This window comes from Rubripirellula obstinata (assembly GCF_001642955.1).
GTDB classification, from domain to species: Bacteria; Planctomycetota; Planctomycetia; order Pirellulales; family Pirellulaceae; genus Rubripirellula; species Rubripirellula obstinata.
Window position 1 is genome coordinate 1 of record NZ_LWSK01000008.1, and the last position, 21,537, is coordinate 21,537.

Sequence of the window (21,537 nt, forward strand, 5' to 3'; positions counted from 1 at the left end):
TGCTCGCGCACCCGGCAGGGAGCTCCCGGCCCTCCGGGCCTATTGCGCAGTAACTGATGCGACGTCCCGAGCGAAAGGCGACTATAAAAAGTCGTACGTTCCTAACACGTGTTTTCCGGGACCAAAACCCTTCACGGCGTTGTGCCCAGCACCCGGTAGACTCGCAAGCTCACCACCTCCGCACCCATGATCGGCGGCGAAGCCGCCGATCATGGGTGCGGAGGACCGGGGCGAACCAATTCTGACCGGGTGCTGCGCACCCGGCACTGTGCTTTCGCCTCTCCGAGGCTGACTCTACTTGCATCTCACGGGCTAACGTGCGTTTAGGGGATCGTCGATGTCTCGTCCGCTGCCAAAAGTGTGGGCTGGTAGTTTATTTCGTCTCAGTTGCCTAAGCCTAAAGTCCGAACAGTCGCTTGGCATTTTCTGTTGTAACTTCCGCCAAGTGTTCGGCTGACACGCCTCGCACGTCTGCCAAGCATCGCAGCGTGTGTTCCACACGTGCCGGTTCGTTGGGGCGGCGACCACGAAGCGGTTCCGGGCTCAAATAAGGCGAGTCGGTTTCCACCAGGATCCGATCCTCCGGCACCATCGCGGCGACGCTGCGAAGATCATCGCTCTTTTTAAACGTCACCATGCCCGCAAAGCTGATCATTAGGCCCAGATCCAGACACGCCTGAACTTGGTCGCGGTCGCCTGTGAACGAGTGCATGATTCCGCTGGGCACCGACGGTTGGTTTCTTAATTGCTCGATAATCAAATCACAGCTCTCTCGCATGTGGATCACCATCGGCAGCTTTGTTTGGCGACACAGTTCAAGATGCCGGTCAAAATAGTCCTGCTGAACTTCGATCGGCGTGTCGTCCCAATAGCAATCCAAACCGGTTTCGCCGATCCCGCAAACACCCGGTCGCTTCAGCAACGATTCGATTTCATCAAAGTCGGTTTCGGCTGCTTCGCCCGCACTGTTGGGTTGAATCCCCACGACCGCGTGCAGGTAACCGGAATACTCGTTCGCCAGATCGCAAGCACGGCGACTGGTCGCCAAGTCCACGCCAATGACCGCGATGCCAATCACGCCTGCGTCTTTTGCGTTGGCGACCGCTTGATCGACCTTGCCGACGAATTGATCAGAATTTAGATGTGCGTGAGTATCAAACAGCGTCAATGTCATCGTGTTTTAGACCGACCAAAAGAACCGAGTCAGGTGATAGAAAATCGGTGCGGCGAAGCAAACATTGTCAATCTGGTCCAGCACACCGGCATGACCTTCAACCAGCGTGCCGGTGTCCGTCACGCCGCGGTCGCGTTTGATCGCGCTCATGGTCATCGTTCCCGCGCATGCCATCACGGTCACGACCGCGCCCAGCAAACCAGCTTCCCACGGATAGAAAGGCGTTGCCCAAAACAATGCCGCGGCGACTAAGCCTGTCGTCACCATCGAACCGAAGAACCCTTCCCAAGTTCGCGACGCATTAATCTTTTCAGCGATCACGTGACGCCCGGCAAGTTTGCCCCACGCGCGTTCAAACACCGAGGCCAATTGAGCGATCAGCACGAAGAAAATAAGCACACTAACGGCGCTGCCCTGCCACGGATCACCGCCGGTTTGTTTGAATGACAAATCCAAGATCGCCGGTGCGTAGCTGAGCGAGTAGACACAGATCAAAAGCCCCGCTTGGATCTTTGCGCTGCGTTCCAGGAAACGTTTGTAGTCACCAGCAAACGCCGCGCGAGCCGGGATGAACAGGCTGGCGTAAACCGGAATCATGATGCTGTAATAATCGTAGTAATCAACACCGCTGGTGCCGCCAAAACGCGGGGGCGGATCGCTGCCCAGTGCGATCAAGATGTATTGCAGTGGCGTGAAGATAAAGAACACCCAAAACAGGGTTCGGTGATCACCACGACGCGTCGGCGTCATCGTGATGAATTCACGCAGCGCCCAAAACGACACCAATCCAAACAACACCACCATCCCGATCCGGTGCAGAAAAAACGCGAGCGCAAAGATCACGATCATTAACCACCAAACGCGCAGTTTGTGGTTGTAACGTCGAACCAGGGCTGAATCGATGCCGACTTTTTCGCGGCGTGCCAGCACGATGCCGACAATCTGAGCGATGCCGAGCGCACCCAGGATGACCGCCAACAAGATGTACGTCCGAGGCTCTGCCCAAACGATCTGGGCCAATCCCAACGGTGGCTGAATGAACAAACTGGTTTTCCTAGTTGGCCAAGTGCTTCATCACGGCGTCACCCATCGCTTCGGTACCGATCGATGCTCCGCCACGCGCCAAGTCGGCCGTCCGGTGACCATCGGCCAATACCGATTCAACCGCTGTTTCAATCAGTTCGGCTTCTTCACCCAAGCCCAACGAATGACGCAGCAACATTGCCGACGCCAAAATCGTTGCCAGCGGATTGGCAATTCCCTTGCCCGCGATATCAGGTGCTGATCCATGAATCGGTTCGTATAAACCGGGGCCACCGTCACCGAGCGACGCACTTGGCAACATCCCCAGCGAACCGGGCAACATCGACGCTTCATCGGTCAAAATGTCGCCGAACATGTTGCCCGTCACAACGACGTCAAAATCCTTGGGACGATTGATCAAGTGCATCGCCATTGAATCCACCAGCACGACGTCATACTCGACATCGGGAAATTCATCGGCCATCACTTTCGCGGCAACCGATCGCCACAAACGGCTGGGTTCTAAAACGTTGGCCTTGTCCACGCTGGTCAATCGGTTTTCGCGATTACGAGCCGCCTTGGCCGCCAATCGCACGATCCGCTGAACCTCGGGGACACTGTAGATCATTTTCTGATACGCCGACTCGGTATCGCCGCTGCCTTCGCGACCTGATTCACCAAAGTAGATTCCGCCGGTCAATTCACGGAAGAACAGAATGTCGGTGCCTTCGATGATTTCGCGTTTCAGCGGCGATGCGTCGATCAGTTGATCAAACAATCGAATCGGACGCAGGTTGGCGAACAGTCCAAGCTCTTTGCGGATTTTCAGCAACCCGGCTTCCGGCCGAGTCTTGGCCGAAGGGTCATCCCATTTCGGACCGCCAACGGCACCCAACAAGATCGCCGACGATTCCTTGCACGCAGCCACGGTTTCGTCGGGCAGCGGATCGCCGCAGGTATCGATGGCAATGCCGCCGATTAGGTGCGAGGAAAATTCAAACTCGTGCCCGAAGCGACTCGCAACGGCTTCAAGAACACGCTGAGCTTGGGCAACAATTTCAGGGCCAATGCCATCACCAGGCAACAGGACAATTTTGGCTTTCAAGGGACTTGCTTCGCGGACGGATGGAAATGAGAAACCGAAGCACTGAATGTAGCTGAGGAGTTCCCCTGCGAGTACCCTCGGCTTCTGGTGAAGGTCCACACGGCCATCAGGTGACGCTGATCGAGAAGCGTCACGATTCTGCGCATTTTGCAGTGCTCGACGCACCATTTTGGCCGAATTGCCAAAAGTGGCCCATCGCGTTGTTTTCTTGTCGGCAAATACGAGCATGATGTTAGCAGACCCATCTCCTATCTGATTCCTGCCACGCTCGCTGATACCAACGCCAATGCCTGTCTCCATTGCAAAGCCCATGACCGTTCCAAAAACTTTGGCAGCGATTCTGTTTTCGACTTTGTTGGCAATGCTCTGTTGGATAGGTCTCGACGGCTCAACCGCGATGGCAGCGGAAACGATCAACCTGCAGATCAAACCTCGTTGGTCCGACGACGGCAATTTCTGGTTCGTTCGTCAAACCGAAGATGGCGAACGAGAGGTCGTTGACGTTAATGTTGACGACGGATCAATGAAGGTTCGTAAGGATGGCAGGCTGACGGATCGCCCGGCGGGCTTAATCGGTGGACCGATCCCGAAATCGATTCTCGAAAATATCGACGATACGGAAATCAAGTTTGTCAACAAAACTGAACAGCCCGTCACCACCTTCTGGATCACCTCCAGCGGTGAACAGGTCCAGTATGCGACCATTCAGCCGGGCAAAACTTCTGCTCAACATACCTTTGTCGGACACGCCTGGATCGTGAAGGGTAAGAACGGTGATTTCTACGGCAGCATCGTTGCGGAGGGACTCGGTGGCCGCGCGGTTGCAAAAGAAGTTTTTCCGCTTGTCGAAGCCAAGCGTTTCAAGAAACGTTCGTCAGCCCGGGGTAGGTCTCAGCGTCCAATGCTGGAAGCAAAGGGTTGGCAGTTGCGAGTTGACGACGGGCAGCTTCAAAAGCGTTCAAAAGATGCAGATTCAAGTTCCTGGGATTCAATCGATTCCGTGAACAGTCTGGTCGGTGAGGACTGCAGCCTACTGACACCAAGGGTTTCACCGGATGAGCGTTACCTGGTGATGTGGAAGAAAACCGCGGCAGAAAAAACGTTGGTTGCGACGATTGAATCCTCGCCCAAGGGCGGCGGTTTGGCCGTGCTGCGTCAACGTCCCTACCCATTGCCCGGAGACGATTTTGATCAATTTGAATTGATCGTCTGCGATACCGAAGATTGGCAACCCATTTCGCTGGACACACCGGTCTTTGACTTTGGCAGGCCTAGCATACGTTTCCACGGCGACCACGATTTGTTGATTGAAAAGGTTGACCGCGGGCATCAACGATTCCGTCTCTTTCGGATCAACCCAGACAGCAAAACAGTCACCACACCGATTGATGAGCAAACAGACACCTTTATCTGGACAGCCCACGGCCCGTTCCGGCGACCGGTAACGTATTTGAATGACGCCGATCATGTCATTTACAGCAGCGAGAAAAGCGGTTGGCGTCATTTGTATTGGGTGGATCTCAGCGGCGAAGCCGAACCGACTGCGATCACGTCAGGCGAATTTGTTGTGCGAGAACTGATTCACGTTGACGAAGAAAACCAAACCGTTGACATCGTGATCAGCGGCTACCACGACGACCAAGACCCCTACCACCGACACTTAGCTCGCGCCAGTTTCGATGGTCAGAACTTTGACGTGCTGACCGACGGCGACGGCGAGCATCAATGGTCGTTTTCGCCAAACCGAGATCACGTGGTTGTCTCGTACAGCCGCGTTGATTCGCCGCCAATCCACGAACTGCGAAACGCCAATGACGGACAATTGTTGGCGACTCTTTCAAAGGCAAAACGTATCGCTGATCCGGGAGAAACGCTTTCGCAATTGCCGACCGTGTTTTCAGCAAAAGGTCGCGACGGCGAAACTGACATCTGGGGATTTATCACGTTCCCAGATGACTACGATCCCAGCAGCGGCAAGAAGTATCCGGTGATCGAATCCATCTACGCCGGGCCGCACAGTTCGCATGTGCCAAAGCGGTTCCGTGGATCGCCGCCCTACAAAGACCTGAACGATTTGGGGTTTATCGTCGTTAAGATCGACGGGATGGGCACCGCGAATCGTTCCAAAGCGTTCCATGATGTCTGTTGGCACAACCTGAAGGATGCCGGGTTCCCCGATCGCATCGCTTGGATGAAGGCAGCGGCGGAAAAATTTCCAGGCATGGATTTAACTCGTGTTGGAATCTACGGCACCTCGGCGGGCGGTCAAAACGCGATGGGTGCGCTGTTGTTCCACGGCGACTTTTACAAAGCAGCCATGGGGTCATGCGGTTGTCATGACAATCGCATGGACAAAGCGTCCTGGAACGAACAGTGGATGGGATACCCCGTCGGGCCGCACTACGCACAGTCCAGCAACGTCGATAATGCCCACCGGCTTCAGGGTGACCTGCTGCTGATCGTCGGCGAACTGGACACCAATGTTCCACCCGAATCGACCTTGCGAGTCGTCGATGCATTGATCAAAGCTGACAAGGACTTCGACTTCCTTATGATCCCAGGAATGGGGCATAGCGGCGGTGGTGACTACGGATGGCGGCGGACGAAGGAATTCTTCTGCCGATCACTAATGCCAGAAATGGGGAAGCCAGAATCCGAGACATCGGCGGCAGTTCAACCTGAATCGAAACAGAGTTCAGCTAGCGAAAAAAAAAAGAGTCCCAGTTCAGTCCTGAACCCTTCAGTTCTAAAGCCTTCAGTCCTGAACTTTTCAGTCCCAACCCCGCAGCAGCTCGCCCTGACTCCGCCTGAATCAGTTTGGCAAAAACGGCAAACACGCTTTCAAGCAGATTGGGGCAGCCTGTCACGAAAGCTGCCAACACGGCTTTCACCCCATCGCTTAACGCAACTGAATCACTTCCTAAGCGAATGGGAAAAGCGACTCGCCGATTCGTCTGATTCCGATCCGATCCTGGACGAACTTCGTGTCGAGGTCGGTGAGCTTCGCGGGCAACTTGACGCTGACGCGGTCGCGGCGATGGACGTGATCGACCGCGCCGCGGTGATGGGTCAGATTGTGGAACGATGCGATTGGTTTCGCCGCGGCAAACCGCTCGACTACCCTGCCCTGGCAGCCACGATGGGCGAATGGGGCGAATCGCTAAAAAGCCTCAGCCCCGAAAAGGCTCGTGTATCCAAGCCGCTGGCGAAAAACCTGGCCCAGCAATTCCGTTCCTGGAACACGTTCTACGCCAAATATGATCCATCGTTCGATTGGTGGTGCGCTGACGTGGCAACTGATGCATCAAAGCAATTGGCCGCCTGGGCAAAGCAACAAAGTGCCGAAATTCCAAAGCACGAATCCTTGGCGATCGCTGATGCATGGCAAAGTGTTGCTGCTTTGAACGACGCATCTGAGTTCCCTAAGATGACGTCCTCGCAAATGCTGCCGCCAGTAACCGTCGCCAATGAAAAGCCGGGGGGTGAACCGGAGGCGATCTTTGCCAACATCCTGCGTGATTACCAAACCGGATTGGCGGAACTCGAAAAGGATGCTTCGCGAAAACAAGGGTTCCTAACGCAGTGGCAGGATTCGCTGACCAAGATGCAGCGAAAAGACGTTGAGTTTTCGCGGTGGTCGGTCAGCGATCAGGTGGACTATCACCTGATTCTGCGGGACATTGAAACGCGACTCGCACGCATCGATTTTGATAAATCATCGTCGTCTGTTGTGCGATCGTCTGACGGTTCGGGCATTATCGGAATCGCGGTCGGTCGCGAGCGATTGCTGACGGAACTGCGAGCTGAATTTATTGACGCTACTCCCGAGCGTTTGATCGAAATGGCCGAGCAGGGGTTGGAAGAATGCCATCGCGAGATGAAAGAGTTGGCTCGCAAGATGGGGCACGGTGACGATTGGTTGGCAGCGGTTGATGCGATGAAAAACGTTCATGTCGCGCCGGGGAAGCAACCAGAACTGATTGATCAGACTGCACAGGATTCCATTGATTTCATACGAGACAATCAATGGCTTACGATCGACCCGCTGGCCCAATCAAGTTGGCGGATGCAGATGATGAGCCCGCAGCGACAACGAGTGAATCCGTTTTTCACCGGCGGCGAAGTGATCAGCATCTCGTTTCCAACTGCGGAAATGAACGCCAGCGAAAAGAAGCAGAGCATGCGAGGGAACAACATTCCCTTTGTCCGTGCCACGGTTCATCATGAGCTGATTCCTGGGCACCATCTGCAACATTTTCAGATGGCTCGTCATGCAACGCATCGACAAGGTTTCTCGACCCCGTTTTGGTTGGAAGGCTGGGCGGTGTATTGGGAATTTCTTCTGTATGAAAGTGGGTTCGCCGATGAACCGGTTTTCGGCGCAAGTCCAGAGGCACAGAAGTTAGGTTTTCTGGTTTGGCGTGCTCATCGCTATGCGAGAATTATCTTTTCACTTCGATTTCATTTGCGTCAGATGTCACCGGATCAATGCATCGATTTTTTGGTCGCCAATGTTGGTTTTGACCGTCGCAATTCAACCGCGGAAGTTCGCCGCAGCGTGGGACCGGATTATCCGCCGCTCTATCAGGCGGCGTACATGATCGGCGCTCTGCAACTGCGTGAACTAAGCCAAGAATGGGTTTCCCAAGGACGACCGTTGATCGAATTTCATGACGGCGTGATGCAACACGGCAGCCTGCCGATCGCGTTGGTGAAACCCCTGTTGTGGAACACTTCATTGGAACGCGAGCAAGCTCCAGCAATGCAATTTCCGCAGTAGGAAGTGCTTTAGAAACGAGCGGGAAATCAGTGTCGCCTTTCGCTCCGCGAAAGGCTACTATAAAAGTCGAACGTTCCTTAGCAAGCGTAGGCCGTGTGGAACTCCCCAATTCGTATTCTGCTCGACCCATTTTTTTGAGCTGCAGCTCAGTTGGTTTAATCGTTACAACCGATGCACTTTCTGTCTTTGATAAGGTCAGCCAAGAGCTTTGGATGCGCAAGAGGTCGCTTTGGATGGCAAGGTTTAGCGTACGGTCTCGCGCGAGTGTTCTCGGGCCCGCAGCCAACCATCCGTTGATCACCCAAGCAGTTCCAGTTTTATGCCTTCTCATTCTGACGCAACGACAGTTGATACGACATCCGCTACTGCAAATTTGGTGCTGCCATCCAGTGGGCAACTGTCATCGACGTCGGTAGGTAGCGACGGTGCGATTGAAAAGATAAGCGTTTTGCATGTCGTCAACGGCGAACACTTTTCAGGAGCCGAGCGAGTGCAGTCGCACCTGGGACGATGTCTTCCGGAGTTTGGCGTGACAGCAGATTTTGCCAGCGTCAAACCGGGCAAGTTTGCCGAGATGGTGACGCAGCAAGGTGGTGCATGGGGACGCGGGTACTTTACGCCAATGAAGCATCGATTTGATCTGCACGCGGCAAAGTCAATTTGCAAGATCATTGATGATGAACGCTATGACTTGTTGCATGCACACACTCCTCGCAGCGCGATGATTACTGCGTTTGCATCGAAGATGTCGGGCGTGCCGTGGATCTATCACGTTCATTCACCAGCGGCACGTGATTCGGCCAAAGCCTTTACGAACCGTTTGAATGCCTGGATCGAAAAATTGGCACTGCGAACCTGCAGCCGCCTGATCACGGTTTCGGCCAGTCTTCGTGAAGACTGCATCGCCAGTGGATCGGCACCCGCAAAAGTTTCGGTGGTCCACAATGGTGTTCCAGCGGTTCGACCACCAAGGACTCATACTCCTAAACCCGGCGGTCGCTGGGTGATGGGATTGATCGCTCTGCAGCGACCACGCAAGGGACTTGAATTTGCTCTGGAAGCGGTCGCCAAACTTCGTGGCAATGGACACGATGTGGTGCTGCGAATTATCGGTCCCTATGAAACGGAAGCGTACCGACGATCGATCGAAGACCAAATCGATCGCTTGCGATTGCACGAAGGGATCGAAGAAGTCGGATTCACGACGGACGTTCCTGCCGAGTTGGTCAAGCTTGACGCGATGTTGCTGCCCAGCCTGTTTGGCGAAGGCTTGCCGATGGTCGTGTTGGAAGCGATGGCAGCCGCGGTGCCTGTGATCGCAACAAGCGTCGAAGGAACGCCCGAAGCGGTAACGCATGGCGTCGAAGGTTTACTGGCCCAACCACGCGACGCGGAATCACTTGCCCAAGCCATTTCAGAATTGGTCACCGGCAAATACGACTGGACCAAAATGTCCGAAGCCGCCTTCACCACCCACGCGGACAAATTTTCGGACAAAGCGATGGCAGCCGGAACAGCCGCCGTCTACCGCGACGTCCTAGCGAAATGATCCTGATCGCTATTTGCCGCCATCTCCTGTAGGCCGGAACAAGCCGCTTCGGCGCAGTTCCGGCAACTGCATGGTGCTGCGTTGTAATGCCGGAACTGCGCAAAGCTTGTTCCGGCCTACATCTCCTGTAGGCCGGAACAAGCCGCTTCGGCGCAGTTCCGGCAACTGCATGGTGCTTCGTTGGAATGCCGGAACTGCGCAAAGCTTGTTCCGGCCTACAAGCTCCTGTAGGCCGGAACAAGCCGCTTCGGCGCAGTTCCGGCAATTGCATAGTGCTGCGTTGGAATGCCGGAACTGCGCAAAGCTTGTTCCGGCCTACAAGCTCCTGTAGGCCGGAACAAGCCGCTTCGGCGCAGTTCCGGCAATTGCATGGTGCTTCGTTGGAATGCCGGAACTGCGCAAAGCTTGTTCCGGCCTACAAGCTCCTGTAGGCCGGAACAAGCCGCTTCGGCGCAGTTCCGGCAACTGCATGGTTCTGCGCTGGAATGCCGGAACTGCGCAAAGCTTGTTCCGGCCTACAAGCTCCTGTAGGCCGGAACAAGCCGCTTCGGCGCAGTTCCGGCAATTGCATAGTGCTTTGTTGGAATGCCGGAACTGCGCAAAGCTTGTTCCGGCCTACATCAGTCCGCTTTCAAGACACGACGGTGAGTTTCGGATACGATCAATTGTTGTGCTCGTTTCGTTTGATCTGTTTCTACTTGTGTCGCGGTGATCCTAATGCTTCGATTTGTTATTTTGACTGCTTTGTTGATGGCAGTTGGCATAGCCGACGCCGCACAGCCTCGCAACGTTTTGATGATTGCAGGTGCCCGGTCGCATGGTTACGGCGCTCACGAACACTACGCGGGATTGAAGATTTTGGAAGAAGCGATGGCCGACGAAGACACGCATGTGGACGTGGTACGTGGCTGGCCAAAAAAAGACTCGCTGATTGCCGAAGCAGACACGATTGTGATCTATTGCGACGGTGGCAAACGGCATCTTGCCATCGCTGAAATGGATCGATTGGAACAGAAATTGGCCGAAGGTTGTGGACTGGTTTGTTTGCACTACGCCGTTGAAACTGTGCCTGGTGAAATGGGGGAACGGTTCCGCAAACTGCTAGGCGGACATTTCGAGGTCAACTACAGCGTCAATCCCCACTGGATCGCCGAGTTCACCGCCCTGCCCGATCATTCGATTACACGCGGAGTCAAACCGTTCCAAGCGAACGACGAATGGTACTTCAATATGCGATTCGCATCCGATGGAAAGGTCACGCCGATTCTTTCCGCAATCGCGCCTGCTGAAACCATGCGGCGCAGCGACGGGCCACATTCGGGTAATCCGGATGTGCGAAAGAAGGTCGCCGCGGGTGATCTGCAAACAGTTGCATGGGCTTATGAACGACCCGATTCTGGACGATCATTTGGATTCACCGGCGGCCACTACCATTGGAACTGGGCCAACCAAGATATCTTGCGTTTGGTCACCAACGCGATTCGCTGGACCGCGGTGCAATCCATCCCCGACGATGGATCCAAATTGGAAACAGCGATTGAGTTCAGCGGCCTGCTAGAAAACCAAGACTTCGATCCACCGCCAAATTTCAATCCCGACGCAATCAAAACAGAACTCGGGATTGGATCATAGCCGCAGATGGAACAACCTGATCAGCAACGAACCGCGACGGCGTACCACGAAGCTGGGCATGCCGTGATGGCAGCAATCGTAGGCCGCCCGATTCAGAAAGTTTCCATCGCACCGGGAAAACTGCAAACCGGTGGCGGGCGACTGGGCGTGTGTCAAATTCAAAAAGGGCGAATCAAGTCGTCCAAAGATTGGCTTGAAGACGAGGTCATGATTCTGTTTTCAGGCATGGTTGCCGAAGCTCATTTCACGGGTAAGTATTGCCCGGCAGGTGCGGGGCAAGACCTGCAAGGGATCGCTCGGCTGATTCGGACTCGACCCGGAAGTGAACGGCAATTAGAAAAAGTTCAACGCCGAATGCTGGACAAAACCGAACACCTGCTGAGCGACGAATCCAACGCCCAAGCGATCCGCTGGATTGCTGAAGAGTTGCTCGCTAAAACGACCATCAGCGGACGAGCGGTCAAGCATTTCTTGCAACAAGCCGAAGGACGTTCTCGCTAGCGACCAAACTGACGCCTCATTGTCACCCAAAATCCGATGCCAAAATCCGATGCCCAAATTCAGATGATTAAAGACAAGCAAAATCAATCCGCGACCAGTCCTTCGTCGAATCGCTTCCCGTACATCACGGACTACATCAACGAAGTCTTTTCTGATGAAAAGAGTCATTGGGACTACGTTCTGCTTCGCCCCATTTTGTTGGTCGCCTATTTCTTTCTCAGAACCGTCAGCTTTCCGATCAAGTTTGTCTTGCATCGGGTTCCCTACGGATTTGAAGCGAAGGTAATCGATCGAATCATGTCATTGGGCATGAAGTACTTGGCTCGATACGAAGCTGCCGAGCTGATGCTTCGTCACGTTCAGATTGAACCGCTGCTTTATCGGCACATGCTATTGGGACAACATCCGCAACCCTCCGTCGATGAAGATCGGAAACTCAATGGAATCGATGGAGATTTTAGCGTGGAGGATCTCGCAACCGTGGTCGAGCATAACATGACGATCGGTCATGACGAGTTGTCCTACGAATTGATTGATCGCTTTGATCGCCAAACCTTTCTCGACAACCTCGATCAGATTCGTTCGCAACAACCGCAAGATCACGCTCAGTACAGCAAAGCCGCCTTGGAAGAGAACAAACGCCATTCGTGGCAGATTCTTGGTGCCACCAACATTGTGTTGCTGATCGTCACGACGATCACCGTTTTCGCGGACCTGCGGACTGCAATGAAGGCACTTGGTTCGTTCGATTCTGATTCGATCTTACTTTGGTGTCTCAAGCACATTTATCTGGAAGATCAAAAATCTCTGATCGATTTGGATTTTTTCATGCAAGAAGTGAACAACCGCGGGCACTACAACAGTAGTGCGTTTTTCTCGAACCCTAGCCAGTATCTCTATTACCACATTGTGTTCGACGAAGTCGCCTACGATCTGCTCCGACGCCAACCTCCGCTACGCCCAAACCAGATAGATGCCTAAATTGATGCCGTGTTACCTGACGCACACGGGTTCCTTCTTGCCTGGCAAGCCGATTGCCAACCAGGACATCGAACGTTTCCTTGGCGACATCGACGGGGAAGCCGATATCAAGCAACGGGTGCTGCGGATGAACGGCATTCAAACTCGGCACTACGCTCAGGACACTGATCAAAATCCGACTGATGACGTCTATGGATTAGCGGCGCAAGCTGTGCATAGGACACTGACCGACAGCGGGCCATTTCAACCTCCCACGTTTCTTGCCGCTGGAACAACGTTCGCGCCACTAGCGGCACCCGGTATTGCATCGATTTTGCATCACAGAATTCGCCGCGATGGTTGGCTTGACTACCCAGTCGAAATTAGTTCCCATGGCGGCGTTTGCACCGCGTCCGCTGCGGGGATGGTCGCAGCGATAAGGGCAGTTCAAACCAACAGCCACCAATCAAGCATCAGCGTTGGCGTGGAACATGCCTCCGAAGTCTTAAAGTCGAACGTCTTTCATCCCATCGACGACCGCAGCGAACACGACGATGTCCGTCGCAGCCAATGGTTCATGTCTGTCTTTTTGCGATTCATGTTATCCGATGGTGCGGGGGCTTTTCTGTTCCAAAACAAACCCGCAAGCGATGGGATCTCGCTTCGCGTCAACTGGACACATTCCTTGTCGTTTGCTCATGCGACAGAGCTATGCATGAAAATGCCTTCGCGATCGGCCGTGCTAAGCCAGGATGTTGCCGTCTTGTCCCGACACCTGTTTACCAGTTCGCGATCGTTTCTTTCGGACGCCATGGAAACACATGGTGAAAGCTTGGACCAATACGACCAAATCTTGCCCCACCTTTCATCATTCTTTTTTCGACGTCGCATGGAACGGATCATGCAAGAATTTGCCAAAGAATCTGCGCCGCCGGTTTCCTACTGGACCAACCTTGCCACCGCTGGAAACACCGGGTCAGCAAGTGCATACGTGATGTTGGACGAATATCTGCGAGGTCAATCGATCCGCGAAGGGCAACGACTGCTGTTGTTCATTCCTGAATCAGGGCAATTCAATTTTGTTCTGGTCAGCCTGACCGCAGTTATTTTGACATGAAACGGCTAGCAATCGTCGGAACCGGAAGCAGTGGTCTGATTGCACTTAAGAATGCAATTGAGCAGTTGAGTGATTGGGAAATTGTTTGCCTGGAGAGATCGCATTCAATCCAGGGGTGCTGGGGAAACCCGTTCGAAGGTTTTAAATCAACTTCGACGAAGTACACCACCCAGTTCGCATGCTTTGCGCCCTATGACGCGACGGCTCAGGACGCGACGGTTCAAAACGCGACGACTCAGAACGCGACTGTTCAGGGCAATCGGACCGCAACCGCCAGCGAGTTTTTTTGCGATGGAGAATATGGTCAATACCTGGAATCGTTCGCGGACGAATTTGACTTGCGTCGGTGGATTTCGTTCGGCTGTAACGTCAGTTCGATTGTTCCCGATCAGTCAAAACTTGGGTGGCAGTTGAAGTGGTCGGTCGATGGAAATCAGCAAGAGGTCATTAAACAACAATTTGATGCAGTCATCCTGTGTACAGGTTTGGCGTCGGTCCCAAAGACCATCGAATCTTCTACGCGGATGATATCACCAGCGAAGTTAAATGAAAACGGTGGAATCCAGTCCATCAAACATCAAAGGATTGTCGTTTTTGGAGGTGGCGAATCGGCAGTCGATTACGCCCGTCGGCTCGCTGAACCCAGTCAGCAGAACCAGGTCTACTTGTCGTTGAGATCCGGAATTCGAGTCAGCCCGCGCTATCATCCCATTCGAGGTGTTCCGTCGGACTTTCTGCGCAACCGCTTACTACTTTCGATTCATCGAGACATTCGGAATTGGATCGGTGGCGGTTTCGTGAAAGCGAGGATTCGCTACCAAAGTCTCTTCGAAAAGCTATTCACGCCGAAACATGAGCAGTCGAAATCGCATGGAGGAACACATCAAGATTCGTCCGGCAGTTCAGGAACTATGCTGAACCAAGTTCCGTCTTTGGCGAAATCTTTCGTAGCTGGTCCCGCCAGGGTTCAGTCGGGTACAGCTAATGATGGACTGAACCCTGGCGGGCCCAGCTACGGGAAAACCGGGAAGTTATTTCGGGGCAGTTCCTTGGCGGACTCGTCCTGGAAAAGTCGCAGGAAACAAAGTCGCAGGAAACGTCGCAGGAAACGTCGCAGGAAACACTGGGCGACGCGTTTGAATGAGGCTGCGAAAGATCAACTGTTCGACATGTTTCATAACAAAAGCGATGATTTCCTAGATGCGGTCGCCAACGGAGATTTGGAAATCGTTGGCTCGCCCACTGATGAAACAGCGAACGTCTTTCGCGCGTTTGGCGATCGCACAGGTGAAGACCTCGTGCAAGTGAATCCTGACTTGATTGTTCCTGCGATTGGCTATCGATCAACGCTAGACGAATTGTCCAACGGAACGATTCGCATTGGTGACTTTTATCTTGGATGTGTTCATGTAGAACACCCGAATCTGTTCCTGGTTGGATTTGCACGTCCCGTGATTGGGAACATTCCCACCATCAGCGAGATGCAATCACGGTACGTTGTCGGATTGATTGCCGGTTTGCATCAACGCCCCGCAGACATCGCGACCCTGCACCAAAATGAAATCGAAGCTTTGAGTAATCGTTTTAAAACACTCGATTTGGACGCGATCTATCCGGTCGAAATGTTTCCTTATTGCGACGAACTCGCAAAGATGATGGGAACCATGCCAAAGCCGCGTTTGGGCGGTTTGTGGCGATGGTGGAAACAGCAACTCACGCCCGCAACGACAAGGTATTATCCGCATTCAGGATCGAATCAACTTTGCACGGTTGATGATCAATCGATTTATTTACCTGCATCCTTGATCGCTTTGCTGTTACTTCTAAAGCCAATCGATTGGGCCTATCGCGTCTATCGAAAACTGCGAAATCATTTCTATGGTCGATAGACAAAATTCAGTGAATTCAAATTCCTTCGATGGGCAATTGGTCCGCGCACCGTGGATGTACCGCCAATGGATGCTGGCTGGGAACCCCGCGTACTTCTTTGACCGCTTGGTCAACGACTTTGGTGACTTTGTTCATTGCCGAGGTCTCTTTGATTTCTACTTGGTTAACCATCCATCCTTGGTCAAACAAGTTCTTCAGGACACTCACACTTCGTTTGACAAAAACAGTTTGATCTACGATCGGTTTCGAGTCGCTTTTGGCGGCGGCTTAGTCGTCGCGGAGGGGCAACCATGGAAGCGTCGCCGTAAGTCCATGCAGCCTAGTTTTGGTCCCACAACGATCCAGCATTTTTTTGATTTGATGGTTCATGCGACCGACCGGATGACGGATCAATGGGACCAGGATTACCAAGAAGCAGTTGCCTTTGACATTGCAAAAGAGATGAACAAGTTGACGCTTCAAATTGCTGGGCGTGCTCTTTTTAGCAACGGTTTTGATTCTGCCAGCGAACGGATTAGTCATTGGACGCAAATCATCAATCACTACGTCGCGAAACCTCCGTTGCCGATCATTCGCAGTTCGTGGTTCCCATCGAGAACAAACTTTCGTTTCTTCCGAGCGTTAGATGAATTCCATACGTTTCTAAAGCAAATGATTTCTGATCGACAGGATGCCGCCGGTCACCATGACTTGCTGTCGATGTTGATGGCGGCAGGCAACTTGGGAAGTGATGACGATCCACCAATGACGGACCTGGAAATTGTCGAAGAAACACTGGGGATGATCATTGGCGGCCATGAAACTTCTTCGAGTGCTCTCACCTGGATCTGGTACGAACTGCAACAGAATCCGGCAATTCAGCAGCGTCTGCATGACGAACTCGATCAGGTTATCGGGAATCGTGAAATTCAGCTTTCTGATCTCCCGAAGCTAAAGTTTGTCCGAATGATTATCGAAGAAGCTTTGCGGCTACATCCTCCTTTTTGGTTTGAAAATCGAAATGCCATGACCGACGTGACGCTTGGCGGTGCAACGCTGCCCATGGGGTCGATGGTGGTGTTTAGTCGCTATTCGCTGCATCGACATGAACAGTTTTGGGAGAACCCTGATTCATTCAACCCCAATCGGTTCGATCCCGAAAACATGGAAAACAATCGATCCACCTATGCCACCGTACCTTTTGGCGGCGGCCCAAGAATCTGCATTGGAATCCATTTTGCCATGATGGAACTTACCGTCGCGGTGTCGTCCATTGCGAAACGCTTTGAGGTGATTATCGACGAAAGCAATCGTCACCGGATGGCCGCACACTTAACCATGACGCCAAAGCATGGTCTGCGTGTTCGCCTGAAGCGTCGATGAGCGGTTCCGCTACACTGAAGCAAAACACCGACAAAACAACGACCAAACTTTAGAATCCATTCCCCGATTCAATCCACGAACCCTTTGTTTGACGACCACTATGGCAACGAAGCCTTCCAGTAACCATTTTAGTCGAGCCATCGCCGACGAGCTTGGCATTCCCCACAAGCAAGTCTCCGCTGCGATCGACTTGCTTGCCGATGGAAACACGATTCCCTTTATCGCTCGCTATCGCAAAGAAGCGACCGGTGGGCTGGACGAAATCGCACTCCGAGCAATCGAGGATGCGTTGGAAAAAGCCAATGCATTGGCCGCTCGAAAAGTCACGGTGCTGAAGTCGATCGATGGACAGGGACTGTTGACGGATTCACTGCGGGCGAAGATCGAAGCTTGCACCGACCTGCCAACCTTGGAAGCGATCTACCTGCCGTTCAAACCCAAACGTCGGACACGAGGCACGATCGCCCGCGAACGCGGACTTGGGCCGCTTGCTGATCTTTTGCTCTCGCAAACACAATTGTCCGAATCAAAGTCAGCGATTCTGGGCCGCTTTGTATCGCCCGACAAAGAAGTTCCTGATTCCGATGCGGCGCTCGCCGGGGCGCTGGACATCGTGGCGGAAACGTGGGCCGAAGATGCCGATATTCGCACCTGGATGCATGGTCACGCGATCGATCGCGGGTCGATCACATCGAAGGTCAAACGCGGCAAGAAAGACGCGGTCGAGAAGTTTGAACTGTACGTCGATCATCAAGAATCCGTCGGTCGAGTTCCCTCGCACCGATTGCTGGCGATGCTGCGAGGCGAGGCCGAAGGCGTGCTTAAGATCGGCGTCGATATGGACGAAGCCGAAGTGATGCGAACGATCGAGCTCAAGTTGATACGCGATCGTAGCTTTCCTTTTTACCAGGATCTGAAAGGTGCCTTGCAGGATTGCCACGATCGCCTGTTAAAGCCAGCAACCGAAACCACCGTGATGCAAATGCTAAAAGAAAAAGCGGACGAAGAAGCGATTGCTGTGTTTGGAAAAAACTTGAACGACCTGCTGATGGCTGCACCGGCGGGGCCGCGAGTCACGATCGGAATCGATCCCGGTTTTCGCACCGGATGCAAGGTCGCTGTGATTGATGCGACTGGCAAGTACTTAGCCAACACGGCGATCTATCCCACCGCGCCTAAAAATGACACTGTCGGTGCCGGTAAAACTCTGTTGGCGATGATCAACAAGTATCAGGTTGAATTGATCGCGATCGGCAACGGTACCGCGTCACGAGAAACTGACGCCTTCGTTGGCGATCTGATTCGCCAACACAAGCTGGACGTATCCAAGGTGATGGTCAGCGAATCGGGGGCATCGATCTATTCCGCTAGCGAATTGGCGGGCAAGGAGTTTCCGGATTTGGACATCACGGTCCGCGGCGCGATCAGTATCGCCAGACGTTTGCAGGATCCGCTCGCTGAATTGGTCAAAACGGATCCTAAGTCAATCGGTGTGGGCCAGTATCAACACGACGTCAATCAAACTCAGCTTCGTAAGTGCTTGGACCGTACGGTCGAGTCGTGCGTCAATCGAGTCGGCGTTGATCTGAACATGGCCAGCGTGCCGCTGCTGTCTCACGTCGCCGGGATTGGTCCAAAGTTGGCCGAGAACATTGTTGAATATCGCAACGAACATGGTGGTTTTTCCAGTCGCAAGCAATTGACCAAGGTGCCCAAGTTAGGCAAGAAAGCGTTTGAACAAGCTGCCGGTTTTCTACGCATCCGGGGTGGTGACGAACCGCTTGATAATTCAGCCGTTCACCCTGAATGTTATTCGGTGGTGACAAAGATGGCCAAGCAAATTGGTGCCGATTCAAAGTCGTTGGTGGGCAACGCGACGCTGAGCCAAAAGCTGAACCCAAATGATTTTGTCGATGATCGTTTTGGTGCTCCCACGGTGATCGACATCATTGCTGAATTAGCAAAACCCGGTCGCGATCCACGCAGCGAGTTCCGGGCGGTCAAGTTCGATGACAAGGTCAACAAAATGACCGACCTGAAACCCGGAATGATCTTGGAAGGCGTGATCACCAACGTGACACACTTCGGCGCGTTTGTGGACGTCGGCGTCCACCAGGACGGACTAATCCACATTTCGCAATTGTCCAACACGTTCGTCAAGGATCCAAACGAAATTGTGTCAGTGGGCGATGTGGTAAAAGTGAAAGTCGTCGAAGTCGATGAGCAACGCAAGCGAATCGCGATGACGCGAAAGTTTTGAAGTTGTTGTTCGCACGCGGTGACAATTTCCCCTCAAAGTGCTAGCGGTCGGGCTTCGTATGTCCACAAGTCGTCTGTTTTTTGAGCTCACAATTGTTGCCCCGAGAACTGTTCGATATTCAGTTAGGACTCCACGAACGTAGTGCATCCAACTAAACTTAAGGAACTCGATCGGTTCAGGTTTACAAATCGAGTTACTTCTACCTTTGTTCTTTGTGTGAGGCTCGCAGTGTTTTTACGTGTTCTTTCATCGCTATCGCTGTTCTCGTTGATGATCGTCGTCGCAGGGTTTTCCGCGCCGTGCGTACTCGCCCAAACCACTGCTTCGGAAAAGTCGAGTCCAGCGAAGTATCCAAGCTTTAAAGAGGCGAGGACGGCGGGACGAGAGTTTAGAAATGCTGGCAAGTTTGAACAGAGTCGAGACGCCTACGAGGCTGCGTTAGATTTTGATTCGTCCAATCGCGATCGAAACGAAGTCTTAAGAGCATTGATTTACGTTTATCCCGAACTTGGCGAATGGGAAAAAACGTACGAGGTAGCCGAGCAGATTGTCGAGAACCCGCCTGCACCCGCGTTCGCTTCGCTTGCGTTGTCGTCGATGGTTGGGATCGCGACTCGCAAAAACATGGGTGACGCATTGCTTCAGCGTTACCAAGCTCGGCTGGAGGAAAGCCCCAAAGATCGCACGACGCTGATCATATTAGAGAGAGCCGTCACGATGCTAAGACACGACATGCCTCGCAGGGCTGATCTTTTGCAGCGACTCATTGCACTCGATAAAGCCGATGGCAAGCCACTGGACTTTGATCGAGTCGCCAAGCTCGCCTTCACGTTGCGTCTCGCGGACAAAGAAGTCGAGTCGGCAGAAATGTATCAAGACCTCGCCGAGCAGGTACCAAGCAAACGGTCTTCCTGCTTGGCCGAGGCGGCTGAGTCTTGGCAGCGTGCGGGCGAACCCGACAAGGCGATCTCGCTTGCCATCGAAGCTTCGAATCTTGGACCGGATGCAAAACCTTACCGAGACCTGTATCACTGGAACCGAATGCTAGCCGACCTGTTCCTGAAACACCTCGCCAAAGCTCCGGCGCTGAAGCATTACACCGCCGCGCGGCAAACCGCCAAGATCGATGCCTACCGAGAACAATGCGACGAAAAACTTAAACTGGTCCAAGCACTCAAGGACTGACTTTTGCAGCTCATCCGATGGAATCGTGCACCAGAGTTCTTGGATGACTTTCCAGGCCGACCACTTGTTGGCGTTCACTGAGAAGCGTCCTGTTTCCTCAACATTGAATGCTCACAGATTCCTTTTTCGGGCAAAACGATGGAGGGGCAAAACGATGGTGCGCGGTCATAATGGTCAACTCCAATAGGCAGCCAGCGCACCATCGTTTTGCCCTTTAATTGTTTTGCCCAATTGCTCAACAACCGCCCTGTCGCAATGGCAAGGGGACCAGGATTTTGCTTTGACAATGGCGAACGAGTTTGATGAGGGGTACGAAAAGTTTTTAATCAAGTCGATCTTTAGGCTGCAGCCAAATTGATGATTGGCTACGATTGATATTGAAAGCTTGGTTTAATCACCCTCGTAAATTGGCGATCCCATGTCCAGTACTACCGATCAGCTTTACATCACTGGCGACCAATTTGACCGGATGGTCGACCATGGTGCCTTTGCTGCTTTTCCTCCAGGGAAAATCGAACTCATTCACGGAGAGATACGCATCATGAATCCTGCTGGACCGATTCACGACGATCTCATTGAATACCTTCAGGAATGGTCGCACGCCAGCAGGTCTGCAACGGAATTTCGCATTCGCGTGCAGTGTGGCATTGTCGTAGACGACAACCGACCTGAGCCCGATATCGCGTGGCTGACCCCGACCACCCGCCGCGCCCAACGACCGACGGCTGGCGACATTCGACTCTTGATTGAAGTCGCTGACAGCTCACTCACCAGCGACTTGCGAGAAAAGGCGGACCTGTACGCGTCTGGCGGTATCGCTGAGTACTGGATCGTCGATGTTCCCAACCGTCGAGTTCATGTCATGGCCCAGCCAGACGGTGGAACTTACCGCGATTTGCGATTAATTCCTCGCGGGCAAAGTCTCTCGCCGCTGTGCCATCGCTCCGCCGTGCTGGACACTGGCGATCTGTTCAATTTTGAAGCCGATGACGCCTAACC

The 21,537-nt window shown here is 53.3% G+C and carries 14 protein-coding genes; 11 read left to right on the forward strand and 3 right to left on the reverse strand.

Annotated elements, in window-relative coordinates:
* Positions 1–397 precede the first annotated feature (397 nt).
* The 3 genes from RC85_RS04200 to leuB are packed head-to-tail and all read right to left on the reverse strand — an operon-like array spanning position 398 to position 3,302.
* Complete coding sequence (locus RC85_RS04200; protein WP_068258967.1) at positions 398–1,174, reverse strand: TatD family hydrolase; 777 nt, start codon at positions 1,172–1,174, stop codon at positions 398–400.
* A gap of 6 nt (positions 1,175–1,180) precedes the next feature.
* Positions 1,181–2,218: a phosphatidate cytidylyltransferase gene (locus RC85_RS04205; RefSeq protein ID WP_235033291.1), complete on the reverse strand. Its 1,038-nt coding sequence runs from the start codon at positions 2,216–2,218 to the stop codon at positions 1,181–1,183.
* Between the two features lie 10 nt (positions 2,219–2,228).
* Complete coding sequence (gene leuB, locus RC85_RS04210) at positions 2,229–3,302, reverse strand: 3-isopropylmalate dehydrogenase (RefSeq protein ID WP_068259053.1); 1,074 nt, start codon at positions 3,300–3,302, stop codon at positions 2,229–2,231.
* Positions 3,303–3,588: 286 nt separating this feature from the next.
* Here leuB and RC85_RS04215 point away from each other — a divergent pair, with 286 nt between their 5' ends.
* The 11 genes from RC85_RS04215 to RC85_RS04265 all read left to right on the forward strand — a co-directional run bounded on the left by RC85_RS04215 (position 3,589) and on the right by RC85_RS04265 (position 21,535).
* Entirely contained in the window at positions 3,589–8,082 is a 4,494-nt protein-coding gene (locus RC85_RS04215; protein WP_068258968.1) for a DUF885 family protein, read from the forward strand.
* Positions 8,083–8,401: 319 nt separating this feature from the next.
* Positions 8,402–9,631, forward strand: coding sequence for a glycosyltransferase family 4 protein (locus tag RC85_RS04220; RefSeq protein ID WP_068258969.1), 1,230 nt, complete (start codon positions 8,402–8,404; stop codon positions 9,629–9,631).
* A 750-nt stretch (positions 9,632–10,381) separates the two neighbouring features.
* Entirely contained in the window at positions 10,382–11,263 is an 882-nt protein-coding gene (locus RC85_RS04225; protein ID WP_162273163.1) for a ThuA domain-containing protein, read from the forward strand.
* A gap of 6 nt (positions 11,264–11,269) precedes the next feature.
* On the forward strand, positions 11,270–11,764 hold the full coding sequence (locus RC85_RS04230) for an ATP-dependent metallopeptidase FtsH/Yme1/Tma family protein (RefSeq protein WP_084422332.1): 495 nt from the start codon (positions 11,270–11,272) through the stop codon (positions 11,762–11,764).
* 36 nt (positions 11,765–11,800) lie between these two features.
* Positions 11,801–12,745, forward strand: a complete 945-nt coding sequence (locus RC85_RS04235) for a hypothetical protein (protein WP_068258974.1) — start codon at positions 11,801–11,803, stop codon at positions 12,743–12,745.
* Complete coding sequence (locus RC85_RS04240) at positions 12,738–13,841, forward strand: hypothetical protein (RefSeq protein ID WP_068258976.1); 1,104 nt, start codon at positions 12,738–12,740, stop codon at positions 13,839–13,841. The genes RC85_RS04235 and RC85_RS04240 overlap by 8 nt, the downstream gene beginning before the upstream one ends.
* Positions 13,838–15,730 carry a SidA/IucD/PvdA family monooxygenase gene (locus RC85_RS04245; RefSeq protein ID WP_068258978.1) on the forward strand — a complete coding sequence of 631 codons (1,893 nt, stop codon included), beginning with the start codon at positions 13,838–13,840 and terminating at the stop codon, positions 15,728–15,730. Before RC85_RS04240 ends, RC85_RS04245 begins: the two co-directional genes overlap by 4 nt.
* The gene (locus RC85_RS04250) at positions 15,720–17,093 is read left to right on the forward strand and encodes a cytochrome P450 (protein WP_068258979.1); all 1,374 of its coding nucleotides are present in this window, start codon (positions 15,720–15,722) and stop codon (positions 17,091–17,093) included. Before RC85_RS04245 ends, RC85_RS04250 begins: the two co-directional genes overlap by 11 nt.
* Positions 17,094–17,193: 100 nt before the next feature.
* Complete coding sequence (locus RC85_RS04255; protein ID WP_068258980.1) at positions 17,194–19,353, forward strand: Tex family protein; 2,160 nt, start codon at positions 17,194–17,196, stop codon at positions 19,351–19,353.
* Positions 19,354–19,581: 228 nt separating this feature from the next.
* Entirely contained in the window at positions 19,582–20,538 is a 957-nt protein-coding gene (locus tag RC85_RS04260; RefSeq protein WP_149752769.1) for a tetratricopeptide repeat protein, read from the forward strand.
* A gap of 418 nt (positions 20,539–20,956) precedes the next feature.
* Positions 20,957–21,535 (forward strand): Uma2 family endonuclease, encoded by a 579-nt coding sequence (locus RC85_RS04265; RefSeq protein ID WP_068258986.1) that lies wholly within the window; start codon positions 20,957–20,959, stop codon positions 21,533–21,535.
* The last annotated feature ends 2 nt before the right edge of the window (positions 21,536–21,537 follow it).